This is a genomic window from Paenibacillus sp. ov031, assembly GCF_900143165.1.
GTDB classification, from domain to species: Bacteria; Bacillota; Bacilli; order Paenibacillales; family Paenibacillaceae; genus Paenibacillus; species Paenibacillus marchantiae.
On record NZ_FRDO01000001.1, the window covers coordinates 686857 to 705875 of the forward strand.

The 19019-nt window shown below is 47.1% G+C and carries 13 protein-coding genes; 9 read left to right on the forward strand and 4 right to left on the reverse strand.

The genetic code is table 11. The features are described 5' to 3' along the window. The first annotated feature begins 142 nt into the window (after positions 1 to 142). From BUA17_RS03165 to BUA17_RS03180, 4 genes are all read left to right on the forward strand, one after another. Positions 143 to 6853 (forward strand): DUF7507 domain-containing protein, encoded by a 6711-nt coding sequence (locus BUA17_RS03165; protein WP_072732574.1) that lies wholly within the window; start codon positions 143 to 145, stop codon positions 6851 to 6853. Further along, positions 6850 to 8544, forward strand: coding sequence for a COG1361 family protein (locus BUA17_RS03170; protein ID WP_072732575.1), 1695 nt, complete (start codon positions 6850 to 6852; stop codon positions 8542 to 8544). The genes BUA17_RS03165 and BUA17_RS03170 overlap by 4 nt, the downstream gene beginning before the upstream one ends. Before the next feature lie 162 nt (positions 8545 to 8706). Beyond that, the gene (locus tag BUA17_RS03175) at positions 8707 to 8964 is read left to right on the forward strand and encodes a YolD-like family protein (RefSeq protein ID WP_063563416.1); all 258 of its coding nucleotides are present in this window, start codon (positions 8707 to 8709) and stop codon (positions 8962 to 8964) included. A 99-nt stretch (positions 8965 to 9063) separates the two neighbouring features. Continuing rightward, the gene (locus BUA17_RS03180) at positions 9064 to 9186 is read left to right on the forward strand and encodes a dihydroorotate dehydrogenase (protein WP_090805800.1); all 123 of its coding nucleotides are present in this window, start codon (positions 9064 to 9066) and stop codon (positions 9184 to 9186) included. A gap of 55 nt (positions 9187 to 9241) precedes the next feature. Here the strand turns inward: BUA17_RS03180 and BUA17_RS03185 are convergent, their stop codons facing one another. Then, complete coding sequence (locus BUA17_RS03185) at positions 9242 to 10504, reverse strand: amino acid permease (protein ID WP_063563418.1); 1263 nt, start codon at positions 10502 to 10504, stop codon at positions 9242 to 9244. 174 nt (positions 10505 to 10678) lie between these two features. Here BUA17_RS03185 and BUA17_RS03190 point away from each other — a divergent pair, with 174 nt between their 5' ends. The 3 genes from BUA17_RS03190 to BUA17_RS03200 all read left to right on the forward strand — a co-directional run bounded on the left by BUA17_RS03190 (position 10679) and on the right by BUA17_RS03200 (position 13287). Continuing rightward, positions 10679 to 11182 carry a ferritin gene (locus BUA17_RS03190; RefSeq protein ID WP_063563419.1) on the forward strand — a complete coding sequence of 168 codons (504 nt, stop codon included), beginning with the start codon at positions 10679 to 10681 and terminating at the stop codon, positions 11180 to 11182. A 395-nt stretch (positions 11183 to 11577) separates the two neighbouring features. After that, positions 11578 to 12318 (forward strand): polysaccharide deacetylase family protein, encoded by a 741-nt coding sequence (locus BUA17_RS03195; RefSeq protein ID WP_072732576.1) that lies wholly within the window; start codon positions 11578 to 11580, stop codon positions 12316 to 12318. Between the two features lie 60 nt (positions 12319 to 12378). Further along, positions 12379 to 13287, forward strand: coding sequence for a hypothetical protein (locus tag BUA17_RS03200; protein WP_072732577.1), 909 nt, complete (start codon positions 12379 to 12381; stop codon positions 13285 to 13287). A 147-nt stretch (positions 13288 to 13434) separates the two neighbouring features. Here BUA17_RS03200 and BUA17_RS03205 read toward each other — a convergent pair whose 3' ends face one another. The 3 genes from BUA17_RS03205 to BUA17_RS03215 form a co-directional block, all read right to left on the reverse strand. Next, on the reverse strand, positions 13435 to 14034 hold the full coding sequence (locus BUA17_RS03205) for a response regulator transcription factor (protein WP_063563422.1): 600 nt from the start codon (positions 14032 to 14034) through the stop codon (positions 13435 to 13437). Further along, complete coding sequence (locus tag BUA17_RS03210) at positions 14031 to 15167, reverse strand: sensor histidine kinase (protein ID WP_170867778.1); 1137 nt, start codon at positions 15165 to 15167, stop codon at positions 14031 to 14033. Before BUA17_RS03210 ends, BUA17_RS03205 begins: the two co-directional genes overlap by 4 nt. A 105-nt stretch (positions 15168 to 15272) precedes the next feature. Further along, entirely contained in the window at positions 15273 to 16331 is a 1059-nt protein-coding gene (locus BUA17_RS03215) for a Delta(5) desaturase DesA (protein WP_063563424.1), read from the reverse strand. A gap of 375 nt (positions 16332 to 16706) precedes the next feature. On the opposite strand from BUA17_RS03215, the gene BUA17_RS03220 reads away from it, so the two are divergent. Further along, a complete protein-coding gene (locus BUA17_RS03220) occupies positions 16707 to 17546 on the forward strand; it encodes a YitT family protein (RefSeq protein WP_064640909.1) in 840 nt (279 codons plus the stop codon). 224 nt (positions 17547 to 17770) lie between these two features. Beyond that, positions 17771 to 18967 carry an ROK family transcriptional regulator gene (locus tag BUA17_RS03225; RefSeq protein ID WP_072732578.1) on the forward strand — a complete coding sequence of 399 codons (1197 nt, stop codon included), beginning with the start codon at positions 17771 to 17773 and terminating at the stop codon, positions 18965 to 18967. Positions 18968 to 19019: the final 52 nt, after the last annotated feature.

Here is a 19019-nt window from a genome sequence, read left to right on the forward strand (position 1 = left end):
AATCATTTAATTTTAATATGAAAACAAAGCTTACATAAAAGCGCATAAAGTTCTTATAGAGGACAAACAAAAATCTGAAATAGGCTCATAGACTGTGTAAGAAGGCTCCAATTCATATGATTCCAATTAAGATGAAGGGGAGGTGAGATCAATTCCTCTTGTCGTTCGTTCAACCGTTAATGCTACGGGAGCAATTACATTTACAGGTAACACGCTTGGACTGAGTCGTTCGGACACAGCCGGAGTACCTGGAACACAGGACAGTATTGGAGCTTTTACGACAACCAACGCTTCCGTCCAGTACGGAACCTATCCGCTAGGAACCACGAGCCTGTATCAGAGCAACAGTTCAGCGGCAATACTCGTTCTTCCTGCTGGCAGCACTGTCTTGTATGCAGAATTGATCTGGGGTGGAAGTTACATCAATGGGACAGTCAATCTGAGTGCTGCAATCAATAATCCGGTTACGTTTACTACACCAGCAGGTACATCCAGTGTTACTCCTGATCCAGCTACTTATAATCAATTTGATCTGGGGAACGGCGCTGCCGGCTATGTGCGTTCAGCCAATGTTACTTCGCTTGTACAAAATGGGGGAGCGGGTACATATACCACCGGAGCAGTTGTAGGAACGATTGTCATCACTAATGATGCTACAGCCAATCATGCAGGCTGGACACTTGGAGTCATTTATCAGAACCCCAGCCTGCCCTTTCGCAACATGTCCTTACGTGCAGGTGGAGTACTCGTCCAGTCTACATCGGCGCCAGTTGTTACCACACTGACTGGATTTGCTACTCCGCTTTCGGGTGCATTGGGAGGCAGAGCCCTGTTCAGTGCACAGGAAGGGGACGCGAACCGGACCGGGGATCAGGCATTATTCGGGCCAACCTCGGCAACTTCGGTTGCCTTGTCCGGACCAAACAATCTGGCTGCAAACTTTTTTGCTTCTCAAATCAACGGCGATACAGGAACCCTTAATACAACAGGGACTTTCGGAACGCGGAACCAGACGAACGGGGCTCCGGGCACCAATATTATTGGCGGACGTCAAGGCTGGGATATTACTAATGTGGATGTGTCATCGAGACTAATCAATAACCAGTCTTCTGCGGTGTTGACGTTAACGACCTCCGGGGATGCATACATTGTCAATGCCAATGCGATTCAGGTTGATATCAATGCACCCAAAATTACAGTGGCCAAAGCATCCGTTGCCTCTGGTGCGGTAGCGGGGGATAGCATTCTTTATACCGTTACTGTCAGCAATGCAGGTACAGCCAGTGCGGCCAGCGTTGTTCTATCCGATTCATTGCCTGTAGGGCTCACCTTCATTCCAGGGAGTGTAACGGTCGCTGGTGTGTCCCGCCCAACACTCGATGTGACCGCCGGCATTCCACTTGGTTCATTAAATCTATCCAACAGTATCGTTGTAACCTATCGTGCGCTCATTGGCCAGGATGCAAGCATACTGCAATTGGTGAATTCAGCGAATGCCGCCTTTACGTTCCAAAGTGTGGCAGGGGGCTCAGTGATTACGGGAGTCATTCCGTCCAATAACTCTACACTTCCTGTCTATTCACCAAACCTGTCCATTGTGAAGTCGGCGAGCACAACCAACGCCACAGTAGGTGACCAGGTCACGTATACGCTTCAGGTGAACAATGGGGGGAATGTTTCTGCCAACGTTACATTAATGGATAACATCCCGAGCGGCAGCTCGTACGTAGCGGGCAGCTTCCGGCTAAATGGAAATGTGATTGCTGCTGCTAATCCTGCGACTGGCGTTAATCTGGGGAGCCTCGCGGCAGGAAGTACAAATACCGTAACCTTCCAGGTACTCGTAACAAGCTTGCCTACGCCTCCAACCCTTATGGATCAAGCCACGGCCACCTATTCCTTTAACTCTCCTGATGGTCGGACTATTAACGGCACAGTAGCTTCGAACACCTTGACGATTCCCGTTACATTGCCCAATGTAACCACGGTAAAATCGGCATCGGTCACGGATGTTGCAGTTGGGGAGACGTTTACGTACACCATCGTTACTACCAACAGTGGTATCCAAGTGATTAACAATGTGGTGCTCACGGATGCTATCCCTGTTGGAACCACATTTGTAGCGGGCAGTGTGATCGTCAGAGGAACTGTCGTACCATCAGCCAATCCGAGCAGTGGAATTTCGCTAGGAACGTTGGCAGCAGGAAGTTCCGCGTCGGTGACGTTTCAGGTTAATGTGCAGTCCCTGCCTGCTTCAAGTTCGTTAGTTAACCGTGCCGTAGTGTCTTATAGCTCGGGTTCGTTCACGGGGATTTCCAACTCCAATTCCATTACAACCCCTGTATACCAGGCGGCAATCGGCATTAACAAGTTGGCGAGCGAAACCAATGCGACACTAGGGGATCAGATTTCATACACACTTGTGGTAACGAACAACGGAACCATAGCGACTCAAGTAAATGTAACCGATACGATACCATCAGGCCTGACATTTAACCCGGATTCGGTAACCGTGAATGGTACTGCGCGTCCTGGGACCAATCCATTAACCGGAATAACGTTGGGGGGTCTGCTGCCAGGAGCAACATCAACGATTGTGTTCCGAACTTCACTCACTACACTCCCATCACCGCCAACACTAGAGAATCAGGGGGCCGCTAGTTACACGTACCAGCTTCCGAGTGGACGAAATCTTTCAGGAAGCAGTTTGTCCAATGTCGTTCGTATACCTGCATCAAGCCCCAATATATTGATTAGCAAAACAGTAAGTACGCCGGACGCTACCGTAGGGGATGTACTTACCTATACGGTTGTTGCAACAAATGCTGGGAGCAGTGCGGTACAAAATCTGGTGATCTCGGATACGCCAACCGGTTCGGAATTCGTCTCCGGCAGTGTCACTATTAATGGAGCTGCTGCAAGGAATGCAAGTCCGCTTTCGGGCATTGCTGTCGGTGCATTGAACAGTTCAAGCAGCGTTACGGTGACCTATCAAACAAGAGTGACATCCGTTCCGTCCACAGGTTCAGTCAGCAACCGGGCAAGTGCAGCATTTACGTCAGGCAGTTTTAATGGCGTTTCTTCGTCTGTCACGGTGAATACACCCATATATCAACCAGTCATCCAAGTAGCTAAAACAGCTAGCACCTCGAATTTGACAGTAGGGGATTCCTTTAATTACTCCATTCAGGTCAACAATTCAGGCAATATTGCCGCAACGGTTACCTTGACGGATCCGATTCCTGCGGGAGCTGTATTCAGTACGAATAGTGTCATTATTAATGGCGTACCAACACCAGGTGTTAGCCCGGTAACAGGAATTAATTTGGGGCCGATCGCTGCAGGCTCGAACGTAACGGTCACTTTTGTTGCCATGGTCACAAGTTTGCCTGATTCAAGGCAGTTGACTAACCAAGCAGTTGCATCATTTGCCTACACTCTTCCAAGTGGGAGAACGGTTGCCGGTTCTTCGTTATCGAACATCATTAACATTCCCGTATCCTTGCCCAATGTAACGATAGTAAACAGTGACAATGTAGAGTATGGCGTGGTCGGGGATATCATTCGATACACATCTGTTATTCGTAACAACGGAACAGTAGCCGTTAACAATGTGGTATATGTCAACCCTCTTCCTCCGAATACCCCATTTGTACCCGGAAGCGTCATTGTGAACGGGACTTCGTTCCCGCTCTCCAATCCGACCGCCGGCATTCCAATCGGTACGTTGGCTCCAGGAGCCGAGGTTACCGTAACTTTTGAGGTGACGATTACTATGCCGATCCCTTCACAGATTAACAATCAGTCGACGGTCAGCTTCACATCCGGTTCATTTTCGGGGTCATCATCATCCAATACAACACAGACTCCGGTCATACAACCGCAAATTTCACTCATCAAAACAGCAAATACAGTTAATGCGACCGTAGGCGACACGGTTATATATACAGTAACTGTCAGTAACACAGGCAATCTGGAGGCAAACGTTACAGTGACAGATACGATTCCTACTGTCACAACTTTTGTACCCAATAGTCTCGTGGTATCTGGTGTACCACAGCCTGGAGCAACACCAGGAACGGGTATTCCTGTAGGCATTGTGGCAGCGGGAGCGACAGCTGTTGTTACATTTGCCGTTGTTGTGGATTCACTTCCATTTCCGCAGCAACTTAGCAATTTTGCGACGTCATCTTTTACTTTCACACCTCCTGACGGGCGAACGTTAACAGGGACAGCCACCTCAAATACACTGACGTTTCCAGTCTCGTCGCCAAACGTTGCCGTAGTTAAAAGTACAGTTTCTACTGCGGCTGCCGTAGGGGATACTGTTACTTACTCCATTTTGGTAACGAACAGCGGAATAGCACCGGTAAATAATATTCAGTTTTCGGATCCAATTCCTACGGGGGCCTCTTTTGTTGCAGGAAGTGTCACTATAAATGGGGTAGTGCAGACCGCTTCCAATCCGGCAGGGGGGATATCACTAGGTACGCTCGCTCCCGGAACGTCTGCAACTGTGACTTTCAGTATCAATGTCAATGCGATCCCACCAAGTGGACAATTAAGCAATCGATCCACAGTGAGTTTTACCTCGGGGACATTCTCAAGCACAACGTTCTCCAATACTGTGGTTACACCGGTATTTCAGCCCATTCTATCAGCACAAAAAACGGCGAGTACACGAAATGCTACCGTTGGGGATACCGTCAGTTACACGATTACCGTCAACAATCAGGGTAACTATGGTGCCCAGATTAACCTAACGGACAATATTCCTACAGGAACCATACTTGTTCCGAACAGTGTGATTGTAAATGGTCAGCCATTACCTGCAGCCAATCCTGCAACAGGCATTCCGGCAGGCACTGTTGCTGCTGGGGCAACAACAACGGTTACCTTTTCCGTAGTTATTGATACTTTGCCGACCCCGCAACAGCTGGTGAATCAGGCTTCGGTTGCTCTTTCCTTTACGCTGCCTGACGGACGCAACATCACGGGTTCTGTTTTGTCTAATATACTTACCATTTCAGTGTCGGCTCCCGATGTCGATGTGGTGAAATCTACGACATCTACGTCTGTATCTGTGGGTGATGTCGTGACGTACAGCATTGCAGTAACTAATAACGGAATAGCGACTGTCAGCAATGTGGTCTTTACGGATGCATTGCCGGCAAGTACTGTTCTTACAGCAAACAGCGTGTTTATTGATGGAGTTCCTCGACCGGGTGTCAATCCTTCAACCGGAATAACGCTTGGTTCCATCGCGCCTGGAGTTACCGTGACCGTTGTGTTTAGTGTGCAGGTTACAGCACTCCCATCCAGTGCAGTATTAAACAATCAGTCTACAGTGAGCTTTACATCAGGTGTTTTTTCAGCTACCACATTTTCTAATACGGTCACTACCCCGGTATACCAACCGATTCTGTCGGCAGTCAAAACGGGAGACCAGGCTATAGCAACGGTAGGGGATACGGTCGTTTACAGCATCGCGATTACCAATGCAGGGAACTTTGGGGCATCTGTCACGTTAACGGATACCATTCCGGCAGGAACAGAACTTGTGCCAAATAGCGTCATTATTAATGGAGCTTCAGCACCAGGAGCCGATCCGGCTTCAGGGATTCCACTGGGTGTAGTCTCCACAACAACTGTAATCATGTTCTCGGTCGTGATCATCACCCTACCTTTAAGCCAGGCCATAACCAATCAGGCCTCAGCAACCTATTCCTACACGCTGCCGGATGGAAGAACACTGGGAGGCAGCCTTTCGTCCAATTCTCTCAATATTCAGGTGTCTGCTCCGAATGTCAGTGTCGTCAAGACGACACCAGTAATTGATGCTGTAGTGGGTGATACGATTGTATATGAGATGGTCGTAACCAATAATGGGATTGATCCTGTCAACAATGTCGTGTTAACCGATCCAATCAGTTCGGCTGTTACTTTTGTCACGGGCAGTGTCCTGGTTGACGGCGTTCCACGTCTCTCGGCTAACCCGACACTGGGTATAGCGCTTGGTTCTTTGGCACCTGGAGCATCTGTATCCGTTTCGTATGCGGTTCGGGTCAACACGCTGCCTGCACCACCGCAAGTGAGTAGTCAGTCATCGGTAAGTTTCACATCGGGTGTATTCTCGGGAGCGGCCTATTCAAATACCGTGGTAACACCAATTTATCAGCCGATTATTGCTGTAACCAAAACAGCGAGTACGTCCAATGCCACCATCGGAGACATCATTACCTATTCTTTTACCATTTCCAACAGTGGAAATTTAGCAGCCAATTTGACACTTACGGATAACATTCCGAATGGAGCAGTACTGCTTCCCAACAGCGTCCTGATTGATGGTGTTCCACAGCCAGGTGCAAATCCGGAATCAGGGATTGTTGTTGGGACGATACCTCCAGGAGGGTCCGTTAATGTAACGGTTACTCTGGAAGTTACCGTGGATTCATTGCCGCAGAATCAGCAGCTGGTCAATCAGGCGGTAGCCAATTATACATTTAGTCCGCCGGATGGACGTCAGTTGACGGGTACAGTATCCTCCAACGTTCTGGTGATTCCTGTATCTGCACCAAATGTCGTTGTGATCAAAAGCACAAGTGCAGTTGATGCTGTTGTCGGCGATGTGATCACCTATACAGTTGTGGTAACCAATAGTGGCATCGAGGTAGTCAATAGCGTGGTTATGGTAGACCCTGTACCAACAGGCACCGTATTTGTAGCGGGAAGTGTTACGGTGGATGGCGTGGCAAGGCCTACGGGGAATCCGAATACAGGGATAACACTCGGTTCAATTGCCGCCGGTGCTTCAGTTACCGTTACATTCAGAGTGGAGGTTGTGGTGATATGAGCCAATCTTCCGGTCCGTTGTCCCACACGCTACAGAATCAGTCACTGGTTCGATTCAGCTCGGGTACGACTGAACTGGAACAGGTGGCCTATTCTAATACGGTAGTTACACCATGGATCGGCCCCAGGCTGGAGGTTTACAAGTTTTGCAACGTTGCTGAGGCTGCTCTGGGGCAGACACTGACCTATCTGATTGAAATTGTGAATTCGGGTAATTGTGCTGCCATGGTCCATGTATTGGATTCGCTCTCGTCGGAAACTTCACTTCTCCCCAATAGTGTACTCCTGGATGGAACTCCGCTGCCAGGAGTATCACCGGAGAGAGGGATTCCTGCGCAGGAAATCGTACCTGGAGCGACGTTGCGTATTCATTTTCAGGTGATCATCGTCGGTCTTCCTCAGGACTTGAAACTGGTGAATCAAGCGAAGATACGTTATACATTTGTGACGCCGGAAGGACGAATGGTTGAGGGAGAAGAGCAATCCAACGTGGTAGAAGTAAATCTGGTCTCGTCAAGTCTGTCGTTGGTTTTGAATGCAGATCGTGTGCAAACCTTTGTCGGAGATATCGTCACTTACAACCTTTTGGTGAGTAACCCGGGTTTTATAATAGGAAACGATGCCAGGGTAACGATCCCATTACCCAAAGGGATTGAATTTCTTCCGGGAAGTGTCATTGTGAATGAGATTTTTGTTCCCGAGACGACGCCTGACTCCGGGATTATGATAGGCGAGGTACTACCCGAAGAATCTGTTCCAATTCAATTTCGAGTACAGGTCACGGGAGGAAGCATAGCTGAGAATTTAACAATTCAGGCAGTACTAGAGTACGTTTCAGGTGACACATTGGAGAATGTATACTCGAACGTAGCAACTTTACAAATCATTCAACCTCGGATTTCGATTGCGAAAAGTGTGAATCCACCCATCGCTACTCCTGGGGATACCGTTCAATACCAAATAACGGTACACAATGAAGGTTCTTTTGCAGTAGATGCTATCGTGACGGATTTTCTTCCGCCAGGTATGCGCTATGTTGAGGGGAGCCTGGGGTGGAACGGTGTGAAACGGCTTGGAACAAATCCAGTCAAAGGCATCAATCTGGGAACGTTGACTGCACGTTCCGTGGTTAATATCCAATTTGAAGTGCATCTCACAGAGCAGGAGCGGGGTGTACCTGCAGTCTTCGAACTGATGAATCAGGCTCGCCTGATCTATACATTTCGCTTGCCAGATTCGCGTTCTGTGCAACGAATAATTTCCTCCAATACGGCTGTCATTCAGTTGAAGTTTCCTATCATCTCGGTTCATGTGGAAGTGAAGCCAGACTTGATCGAAAGGGGAGGAAATGTAACCTTTCATGTACATGTGACCAACACAGGGGCCTGGCCCGCGCGGGTGCAGTTGGCTGATGTGCTCCCTCCAGGTGCCAAATGGATTGGGGAAGCAGAAGTACGGGATCGAGCGATCATTTCAGAGTATTCATCACCAAGATTTTTACATTTGGGTGAGATGGAACCTGGAGCGGAGAAATGGGTCACTTACATTGCACAAATATCCTCCGCTGAACAAATGGGAATCCAGCAGGGTACCGTAACTGCAATGTATACCTACGAGTGGAACGGTCAGAGGCATTCAGGACAGTCCATTTCGAATGTATACACCATTATTGTTGAAGATGGCGACGAATGAAGGGGGATACTAGCTTTTTCCTGTAAATGTAAGGGATTTTTTGCTTCTTTATGGAGTCATGACATTACACGAACGTGAATGAATGGTATACTAATTAAATATGACCTCGGCAAATAACCCGTGGATTCGGGTGTCGGATTAGCTATAGAGGAGGCCGCTACATTGGCAAAAGCAAAAGTTGCAAAAAGACCTACCCGGGATGAGTTTGAACTGGAAGAGCTGGGGAACCAACTGGTTGAGGCGTATCAAGAACGTTCGGAAGTGTTGCTGACCGTATGGGGCAAGGAAGATCAGGTTCATGGGGTGATTGTGAAGTTGGACTCACGTACCCGGCTAGTGCATGTGGAGTATACAGAGGAAGAATTTACGGCCAAAGTGCCGTTCCTGGATATTATGCGCATTGATTCTCCACGGTTTTGAAAAAGATGATAAACAGGATCTGAATCAGGGCATCCGCCCTGTCAAATCCATTCTCCCTGCATAAGATAACCCATACCTGTTGCAGAGGAGGTACGGTCAATGAGCGAAGTATTAGGTGGAGAAGCAAGAGGAGGCTACGGATACGGAGGTTTTACTTCTGTAGGTGCCATTCTGGTTTTGTTTATCCTGTTGGTTATCATCTCCAAAGCATTCCTGGTATAATTATTATTCCAGATGAATAAAGGAAGCTCTGCCATCGCGGCAGAGCTTTTTTTGTTTATATTTTGTGTTGTCGTTTGCGGCTGAGAAGTCCGTACAGAACGACGATCACCACAGGGTAGAGAACGGCCCACCCGGCAAAAGGGAACACAATGGCTGTCGCCACAAAGGAAATCCAACTGATGGTTACCCCAGTACGACTTCCCTTGAGTAAGCGTATTCCGGCTGCGCATCCACCAAGATAGGTGAGAATGAACGTTGCATTAGGCAACTGAATAAGTGTGGTGAGTGACACCAGACCTGATCCGTATATGCCTAACACGAGAGTGAAGCAGATGGCCAGAAAGCCGATTGCAGCAATTGGTGTATGGTACCGACTGGATAAGCGAGACATCCATTGCGGGGCGGATCCTTGTCTTGCCAGTGCATAGGCGACACGGGATGCGGCACCAGCATACGCAATGACCGTAGCGGTGCAAATGAATATGCCAGTTAGCCCAGCAAGTAATCCACCCCAGGAACCGAGAGCCTGACTAATGATCCATACGAGAGAGACATCAGCTCCGCCATGAAGATAGCTTTGGGTTCCGACTGTCGCCAGTGCAGTCAGGAAATAGAGCACACCTACAATGATGGCTGCAATGGTTACGCCTTTGATAGCTGCCTTGCGTGGATCAGTAAATTCTTCAGACAGGTGAGATACAGCTTCCCAACCGATAAAACACCAGAACAGAATGGCCCCAGCCTGACCCACGCTGACCCAACCACTTGGCATAAATGGTGTGAAATGTATGGATTGCATATTCGGAATAGCAAATACAAATGCCATGACTAGCACGATAATAATCGCTAGCACAACGCCAATCTGTACCTTTCCGGCAACCTGCATGCCTACGATGTTAATGATCAGTCCAGCCGCCAGCATGAGGGCGGCAATCGCTGTTCTATATCCTTCCCCGAGTCCCAGCGCAGCCGTCATGTAGCCTGCACCTGTAAGGGCAGCCACGGGAGCACCGATGGGAACGGACATTAGAAAGAACCAGCCAACCACGGCTCCTGCCCGTTGTCCGAAAGCGAGGGTGACGAAATGGGATACACCGCCTGCGTCCGGGTATCGGGCTGAGAGTAATCCCATGGATAGGGCGAGTGGGAGAATCAGCAGCACCATGCCTCCCCAGGCGAGAAGTGAAGCTGGTCCTGCAAGTTCGGCAGCAAGTCCGGGTACAATCAGGACACCTGAACCGAGAACTGCACTTATATAAAGCGCAACAGCTTGCGGCATACCTATCGTTTTTTTGAGCTGCGAAGAAGATGTGTTCATGAAATAAAATGGCCTGCCTTCCAGAATAAAATGATTTTAGAGCAAGAACTATGTAATTATATAGGAAGAGAGGCAATCAGTCATTGGCGAATTTTGTAGAAATTTCGATATCGGTCGTGCGGACGTTATGATAAAATAAAACTATCCCTAGAGAAAGATTGAGGTGTATCCCTAATGAGTAAAGAGTTGACAGAAGCTTTGAACGAACAGATGAACTTCGAATTTTATTCGGCTCACGTATATCAGGCGATGGCCGCATACTGTTCCAGCGAAAGCTTGGACGGATTTGCCAACTTCTTCATCGTACAAGCAGAGGAAGAGCGGTTCCACGCCATGAAAATATACAAATTCCTGAATGACCGCGGACAACGCGCTACTCTTGCTGCATTGCCAGAGCCGAAGAATGAATATTCTTCAATGCTGGATGTGTTTGAACACGGATATGCACACGAGCAGCAAAACACGAAGAAATTCTACAATCTGGCTGACATTGCCCTGAATGAGCGTGAACATGCCACGATGTATTTCCTGAAGTGGTTCATCGATGAGCAAGTCGAAGAGGAAGCTCTGTTTGATAATATCATCCAGAAGTTGCGCCGTATCGAAAAAGATAGCAATGCTTTCTACATGCTGGACGCCGAATTTGGTAAACGTTCATTCACAGCTCCTGCGGAGTAAGAGGGGACTAAGCAAAGCAACAGGATTGATCCGAACGACAAGTAAATCGATCTACATATGAAAAGTCTGCTCTCGGGCAGGCTTTTTTGTTATACCATTTTAAGATTCTTTGCTCCCTTCATATAAATTCCAGAAATGAATCTATCAGAAACCACAATTTGGGTTAATAGAATATATGTCAACATTGATCTATCCCGACGGATGTTCTTTTTCGAGCAAATCTATCAAATTCGTTTTATTTTTTTGGGTAATCTGACAAAAGTGTAACTCGAACGTAGCATTTGAAGCGAGAATGGGACGCACTCTTTTTGATAGTATTAGGATTATCGCCAAGGGCTGCACTGAGAGAAACATAGACACCCGGGGAAATACAAGACATAAGGGAGACTTTTATTATGCTACATATTCGTAAAACATTCATCACCGCACTTGCTATTCTATTGATCATTCCATTGCTATTGCCGCAGTCGGCTTCAGCTACATCATCCGCATCCAAGAATGCTGGAAATAAAGCGAGCTCCAAAATCATATATCTAACTTTCGATGATGGGCCGACCGCCCATACGGGACAATTACTGGATATTCTGGATCAGTACAATGCCAAGGCGACATTCTTCATGCTTGGACCTCAGATGGAGAAGTTTCAGAAGGCCACCAAGCGTATTGTTGCAGATGGACATGGACTGGGCTTGCATGGCGTAACGCATGTTCCCAGTAAATTTTATAAATCTGCATACAGCGGCTTGAAAGAAATGCAGCAGGCCAATGAAAGCTTGAATAAAGTGGCAGGTGTCAAAACCAGTCTCGTTCGTACTCCATACGGCAGCAAACCGTATCTCAAACCGGCATATCGCAATGTTCTACTAGGTCAGGGTGGATTCCATCTGTGGGATTGGAATGTCGACTCCGAAGATTGGAAATACAAGAAGGATCATCAGAAAGTTTACAACAGCGTGATGAAGCAGATCCATAATGTTCAAAAGAGCGGAACCACCCCTGTGGTCCTGATGCATGACCAGGAAGCGACATTGAAAGTACTTCCGCAAGTGTTAAAAACACTGAAAGCAGAAGGCTACCAGTTTGAAGTGCTGACCAAGAAAGTGCAGCCCGTGAATTTCTGGAATGACAAACGTTAAAATTCAGGCGAGACAACAATGTAAGCTGATTCTAATAACGGCTTCAAGGAGGACAACAACATGAGCAAACCTAAATTATGGATGACGATTCCTGTGACAACAGCAGTGCTGCTTGCTCTTGCGGGGTGTGGTGGTCAGGATACCAAACCATCATCAGTGGACAACATGTCCCCCGCGGCTGGCGAACAGGCTCAGTCAGGCAGTGGAGGAGCCGATTTCTCCAATGGAACGAAAGATAGCGGAACAGATACAACGGAAACAACGGGGACGGAAGGTTCTGCGGGAAGCGGGACATCAAATTCGGAAACGGGCAGTAACGATCAAACCCAGCAAAGTGCGAACGATGTCATTAAGGACATTCGCAGTCAGCTGAAGATGAAGAACGCTTCGTTACCTACTTCATTTCCCTTGGAAAAGGGAAAACATCTGACTGCAGCGATCACATCGAATACTTCAGATGCGTTCCACATTAACTTTTATTCCACTGACCAGTCTGTTGCGGTTAACGATGCTTCGTTGACGGCCTCTGGCAGCAAGGTACCTGTTCTGGCATCCTATGAAGTGAAGACGTATAAAGACCCGAACAGTACGGATATTTTCCCTGAGACAGATTTGAAAGACATTCCTGAGGACATGACGGTGGATCTGGGACATGACATCAAGGGTGTGGCTGAAGGCGCGGCGGGCAGTCAGTATCTGACATGGACAGAAGGTAGATGGACGCTTCAAATTCGATCCGTTTCCCAAGATAACATGAATAATCCGGGGATTGCGAAGAGAATGGTGGAATACTTGGAATCCCATACACTGCCTGCACCAAAGGATAAAGGATTCGTGAACGTGCAGTACCCAAGCGGTGGTAAAAGCGTTAATGTAACGATCTCCTGGCAAGATGGCAAGCAGATTCATCAGCTCCAGACCGAGCAGGTGCCACTGGAAGCTTTGGGCATGGTTGTTTCTGTGAAATAGTATAGTATGGAACTAAAATAGGTTCCAAAAGGAAATAGGCTGGACCGGAGTGAGTACTCCAGGCCAGCCTATCCTTGTATAAGCAAGGTGCACCGATGGGAAGGTGTACCTTGCTTATTTATGTTTCATTGGGTTAAAGCGGTACTTTCATTTAAACCACCCTTTTTCTTTGGAACGAGTGATGGCTTCAATGCGGTTACTTGCATTTAACTTGTTGAGGATAATAGAGATGTAATTTCGCACCGTACCGGTAGTAATAAATAAATGTCCGGCTATTTCCTTTGTATTTTTACCGTCTGCCATCAGGCCGAGAACGGCATTTTCACGTTCGGTCAGCGGGTTCTCCTGTACATAAGCCTCGTCCACCAGATCGGGTGCAAAAATACGTCTCCCATTCATGACCTGACGGATTGATTCGGCCAGTTCCTCGATCGGGCTATCCTTTAACAGATAACCGCGTACACCGCCTTTCAAAGCACGTTCAAAATATCCGGTCCGGGCAAAGGTTGTCAAAATAATGACTTTACAGCTCATACCTTTCAGTTCCTCAGCGGCCTCCAGGCCACTTTTGACGGGCATTTCAATGTCCATCAGACAGATGTCTGGTGTAAGCTCCCTAACGAGAGAAAGAGCTTCCTGTCCATTGCTTGCACGACCTACCACTTCCATATCCTCTTCCAGATTGAGTAGGGAAGACAAGGCCCCCAGCATCATACGCTGGTCTTCGGCGATTACGATCCTGATCATTGTTCAACCTCCTTTATCGGTTTGCGGACCAGCTTGGGAACATGGATGACAATGCCTGTACCTTCCATGTTTGCTCCGGAACGAATATCCAGACAACCGTTCACAAATTCAAGTCGTTCTTTCATTCCCAAGATTCCGGTACCGCGCCGTTCTTGCTTGCGGGTACGTTCGATTCCAACTCCGTTATCCTGAACCGTTACTATATTATCGGACAGTGTTTCCTCGATTCGGATGGTGCATACCGTTGCCTGACTGTGTTTTACGACATTCGTAACGGCTTCTTTCAGACACATGCCGAGTACATTTTCATTTAGTTGTGACGTATCCTGCAACTTCGGATTGCCTTCCAGTACAAATTCAATGGAAGCGGCCTTCAAAATCTGTTCGGCACGGAACAGTTCATCCACCAGCTGTGTGCCACGCATGGTCGTTACCATTTCCCGGACTTCCTTCAGGGCCGTACTTGCCGTCTGTCTCAGATCGTTCAGTTCAATCTCGGCTTGATCAGGATTCATGCGAAGCAGACGCTTCGCCAGATCGGTTTTCAGACCAATGAGAGAGAGTTTTTGTCCAAGTGTATCGTGCAGATCGCGTGCGATACGTTGCCGCTCTTCCATTTTCACCAGATCATCCAGCCGTTTGTTGGCATTCTCCAGCTGGCCTTCCAACTGTTCACGCTTATTTTTGTTATACGTACTGATCGGAAGCAGGATGGATGCCATGAGACTAATGAATACAAACGGAAACTGACTGAGCAGTAGGGTGCTCTGCTTGATGAAGCTATAATTAATGGTTAGAAAACTGGCTGCCAGGTTCACCGAATAGAGGGTGAAAAAGCCGGCTTTATTTTTAATATTCCCAATAAAAAAAGCAAGAAACAATGAGAAATAGGCATAATCATAAGCGATGGTCATCGTAATTGATATGGCGATCAGCAGCCCAATCCACATATACACCTGCCAGCCCTTTGTGATGAAGGCAAGCAGATAACAAACAAAGAAGAACAGAATGATGAAGATTCCCGCAACCATGGGCCACAATTTGGAATATTGTGAAATATAATAGAAGGGCAGGATGAAAAAGACGAGCCATACATATGGATTTAAACCTGTATTTTTATAAAAGAGCTGCATCCACTTTTGAATGAAAATTCTCCTCCTCGGACTTGCATTGTACTCAAACTTAGCCTGACTGTAGCATGACTTTAGCCTGAATACAAGAAAACGAATCCGACAGAGTTAAGGCTTCTCTGTCAGACCCGCTTGGTTGTTTACTCGAATAGGCGGTTGAACGTAAGGCTTGCGGGATAACGTTTTGATCTCGCCGAAGCTAATAAAACGCTTGGATTCTTCGTCCCATAGACGGAAGCGCAGGGCAGCCAGACTGGAACGTAGCGTAATCGTTGTTGCATTCTGCAAAGGTGGTGTTGCATTATGTGCTTCTTCCAAGTAATAGTTAGGTACACGTGGGCTCAAGTGATGCACATGGTGGAACCCGATATTGCCACTGATCCATTGCAGCAGTTTAGGCAATTTGTAATATGAACTACCTTCTACAGCAGCCTTCACATAACTCCATTCATCTTCATTCTCAAAGTACGTATCTTCAAATTGATGCTGTACGTAGAACAGCCAGATGCCGAAGAAGCCGGAGAAGAAAAAGACGGGTGCCTGCACCAGAACAAAAGCCTGCCAGCCGACCAGCCAGCACATAAAAGCGTACAGGATAACGATCAAAACTGTTGATAGATGCGTATTGATGCGTTCTTTGCGTCGTGCACCTTTACGGTTAAAACGGTAGGCGAACAGGAATACATAAATGGGTCCAATACCGAACATGACAAACGGATTACGATAAATACGGTAGAAGAGACGGCCCCAAGGGGAAGCGGCTTTATATTCCTCAACCGTCATCACCCAGATATCGCCAACTCCACGTTTATCCAGATTGCCGCTGGTGGCGTGATGAATGGAATGCTCATTTTTCCATTGCAGGTAAGGCGTCAGGGTTAATACACCTGTAATCGTACCGAGAATGTCGTTGGCACGTTTGCTTTTGAAGAATGAACCATGACAGCAGTCGTGGAAGATGATAAACGTTCTAAGTACAAACCCCGAGGCTACGAGGGCAATCGGAAATGTCAGCCAGTAGGACACGGACAGGCTATAGTACGCTGCGGCCCATAATAATAATAGTGGTAGTATGGAATTCACTAATTGTTGGATACTCAGGCGAAGATTATTTTTCTCATAAGGGGTCACTTCTTTTTTAAGGGCCATTTCTTTGGTTCTGCTCATAGACTTACGTCCTCCTTCAATGGTCAATAACTGTAATCAGTTCTAACCTAACGCTTCCTGGGAAGATGTCTCCAAGTGAGGCGTTTTTATCATTGTATAAGAATGCGTCCAGTGCAGTAAGTCATAAACGTCAGTACACTGTAATGATGAATATCAATGATGACCCATGACATTTGTCATGGGTGGATGAAGCAAACCTGCTTTGTAGAGCCTGAAAAACAGTATTTTTAGATTCCTTTGTACAATTTGCGCAACAATTTGTATTATGTATACAAATTTTGTGCCGGGCATGGTAGAATCTATCATTGAGTGGTTATGACAACTTATGAAATTGGTTGATAGGTTGATTTTCTGATGGATTGGATGGAGTGCATGATGAAGAAAAGAATAACGGATATTCTATTTATTATGGCGGGTGCATTTCTGTTTGCACTTGCAGTAAACCTGTTCGTCATCCCGAATGATCTGGCTGAAGGCGGCGTTACAGGGATTACAATTATTTTGTATTACCTCTTTGAATGGTCTCCTGGACTGATGAACTTGCTCCTGAATGGTATTTTGCTACTTGTGGGGTACAAATTTCTGGACAGAACGACAACGGTGTATACCATTATTGCGGTGGTATTTAACTCGCTGTTCCTGCACCTAACCGAGAGCTGGACGATCGCATCAGACGAGCTCTGGATCAATACTATTTTTGGTGGATTATTTGCCGGTCTGGGTATCGGCATGATTGTTAGAGTAGGCGGCACAACGGCGGGCACCGTTATTCTGGCCCGGCTTGCCAATAAATATCTGGATTGGAACATCAGTTATGGACTGTTATTCTTCGATCTGATCGTGGCGTTCTCGTCTTTCTTCATTATAGGGCCGCAAGGTTTGATGTGTACGATTGTCATGTTGTTCGTCGGAACCAAAACGATGGAGTTTATTATTGAAGGGCTCAATCCGAAAAAAGCAGTTACGATTATATCTACCAAACAGGATGCCATTGCTCAACAGGTCATTGAGAAGATGGATCGGGGAGTTACCGTCTTGTCTGGTCATGGCTACTATACGAAAAACCCGAAAGAGATCTTATATATTGTCATTAGCAAACAAGAAGTTCCGATGCTGAAGAAGATTGTGCGAGCGGAGGACGAAATTGCTTTCATAACGATCCATGATGTGCGTGACGTATTTGGTGAAGGATTCATTGAATTGTCCAAATCGTAATAAAGCGTATATATAAGGAAGTAAGGAGCTGCGGTGTTTATCACTGCGGCTTTTTTTGATTTATGTGGTGTAAAGTCGAAATTGAATGATTACGATGAGATCAGGCCTTGATTTTGAAATCATATCATCCGATACAGACAAAAAGCTGTACACGTTTTAAAGCCGATGATATATTAAATTTAATTCGTTAAGAAACTTAACTAACTATAAAAGGAGGCGATAAAATGGCTGGCACACCGCAGTATATCCGCAATCTGAACGAGAATTTGATTATGGATGCGCTGATCGCAACTGGTGCGATGTCCAGGGCAGATATCAGTCGTCAGACCGGACTCAGCAAACCTACGGTGTCGTCGGCGATTGAACATCTGATTGAACGAAATCTGGTGCTGGAAACCGGCAGAGCCGACAATGCCCAGGGTCGCAAAGCAACACTCATTCGATTCAATGAAACAGCTTACTATGTCTGTGGTATTGATATTGGGGCAACCCGAATTCGGATCGCACTCTCTTATCTGAATGGTGAGATTGTGGATTACAGAACGTATCCAACATTATCGGTCCAAAGCGGTGATCGAGCAGGGACGGCAATCCTTGATGTGCTTCGAAGCCATATGGATGAATTACTGACGGAAAATCAATTGAATTGGGATCAAATCCAATGTATTGGTTTTGGCATTCCAGGTGTTGTACTGCCGGACTCTGGTGATATTGATCGAATCGTTGCCCCGTTAGAGGGATTGGAAAAGTTGCTCTCGCTTGAATCATTGTCGGGAGCCTTCCCGTGTGAAGTGATCCTGGAGAACGATGTGAACCTGGCTGCACTGGGGGAGTACAGGGGTGGAGCAGCAGCAGATTCCAATCTATTTGTGTTTTTCTCCATCGGTACTGGAACGGGTGCAGGCATCATGGTGAACGGGCAATTGCTACGAGGCATGGGCGGTTTGACAGGCGAGCTCGCGGAGATGTTGTTGGAAGAGGGGCGTCGATTGGAGGATGTTTTGTCAGCGGAAGGTCTGATGGAACTGGCCAAGCGTCAGTTGGATGCCAGTCTTCTTGAGGGTCCTGATTCTGGTATAGAATACCTTCGTGAACACCTGACTCCTGAGAAACTGTTTGAAGCTACCCGAGGTGGAGAATCGCAGGCTGTGAAGATTCTGAAACAATACAGCCAAAAGATTGCTTCGGCTCTGCGGAATATCTGTGTCGTGCTTGCTCCCCATCTCATTGTACTTGGCGGAGGTATCGGGGGAAATGGGGATGTGTTATTGCCGTTTCTCAGACAGATCGTATCTGATCAATTCCCGGCGAAGCCTGAACTGATCTGTTCAGAGCTGGGCGAGCGGGCTGTAGTGACTGGAGCAGTGCAGGTAGCCTTGCAACAGACGATGTTGAATCTTCAGCATGAGGCATTGGAATAAAAGCGTCAAAATGAGATTTGAATTAAACATCAGCTAGGCTGATTTAAAAATA

Coding starts and splice junctions, on each gene's coding strand:
- BUA17_RS03210 (WP_170867778.1), bottom strand. CDS start 15,167: ATGCAGCTCTTTTATAAAAATACAGGTTTAAATCCATATGTATGGCTC.
- BUA17_RS03190 (WP_063563419.1), top strand. CDS start 10,679: ATGAGTAAAGAGTTGACAGAAGCTTTGAACGAACAGATGAACTTCGAA.
- BUA17_RS03225 (WP_072732578.1), top strand. CDS start 17,771: ATGGCTGGCACACCGCAGTATATCCGCAATCTGAACGAGAATTTGATT.
- BUA17_RS03215 (WP_063563424.1), bottom strand. CDS start 16,331: ATGAGCAGAACCAAAGAAATGGCCCTTAAAAAAGAAGTGACCCCTTAT.
- BUA17_RS03205 (WP_063563422.1), bottom strand. CDS start 14,034: ATGATCAGGATCGTAATCGCCGAAGACCAGCGTATGATGCTGGGGGCC.
- BUA17_RS03185 (WP_063563418.1), bottom strand. CDS start 10,504: ATGAACACATCTTCTTCGCAGCTCAAAAAAACGATAGGTATGCCGCAA.
- BUA17_RS03180 (WP_090805800.1), top strand. CDS start 9,064: ATGAGCGAAGTATTAGGTGGAGAAGCAAGAGGAGGCTACGGATACGGA.
- BUA17_RS03195 (WP_072732576.1), top strand. CDS start 11,578: ATGCTACATATTCGTAAAACATTCATCACCGCACTTGCTATTCTATTG.
- BUA17_RS03220 (WP_064640909.1), top strand. CDS start 16,707: ATGAAGAAAAGAATAACGGATATTCTATTTATTATGGCGGGTGCATTT.
- BUA17_RS03170 (WP_072732575.1), top strand. CDS start 6,850: ATGAGCCAATCTTCCGGTCCGTTGTCCCACACGCTACAGAATCAGTCA.
- BUA17_RS03200 (WP_072732577.1), top strand. CDS start 12,379: ATGAGCAAACCTAAATTATGGATGACGATTCCTGTGACAACAGCAGTG.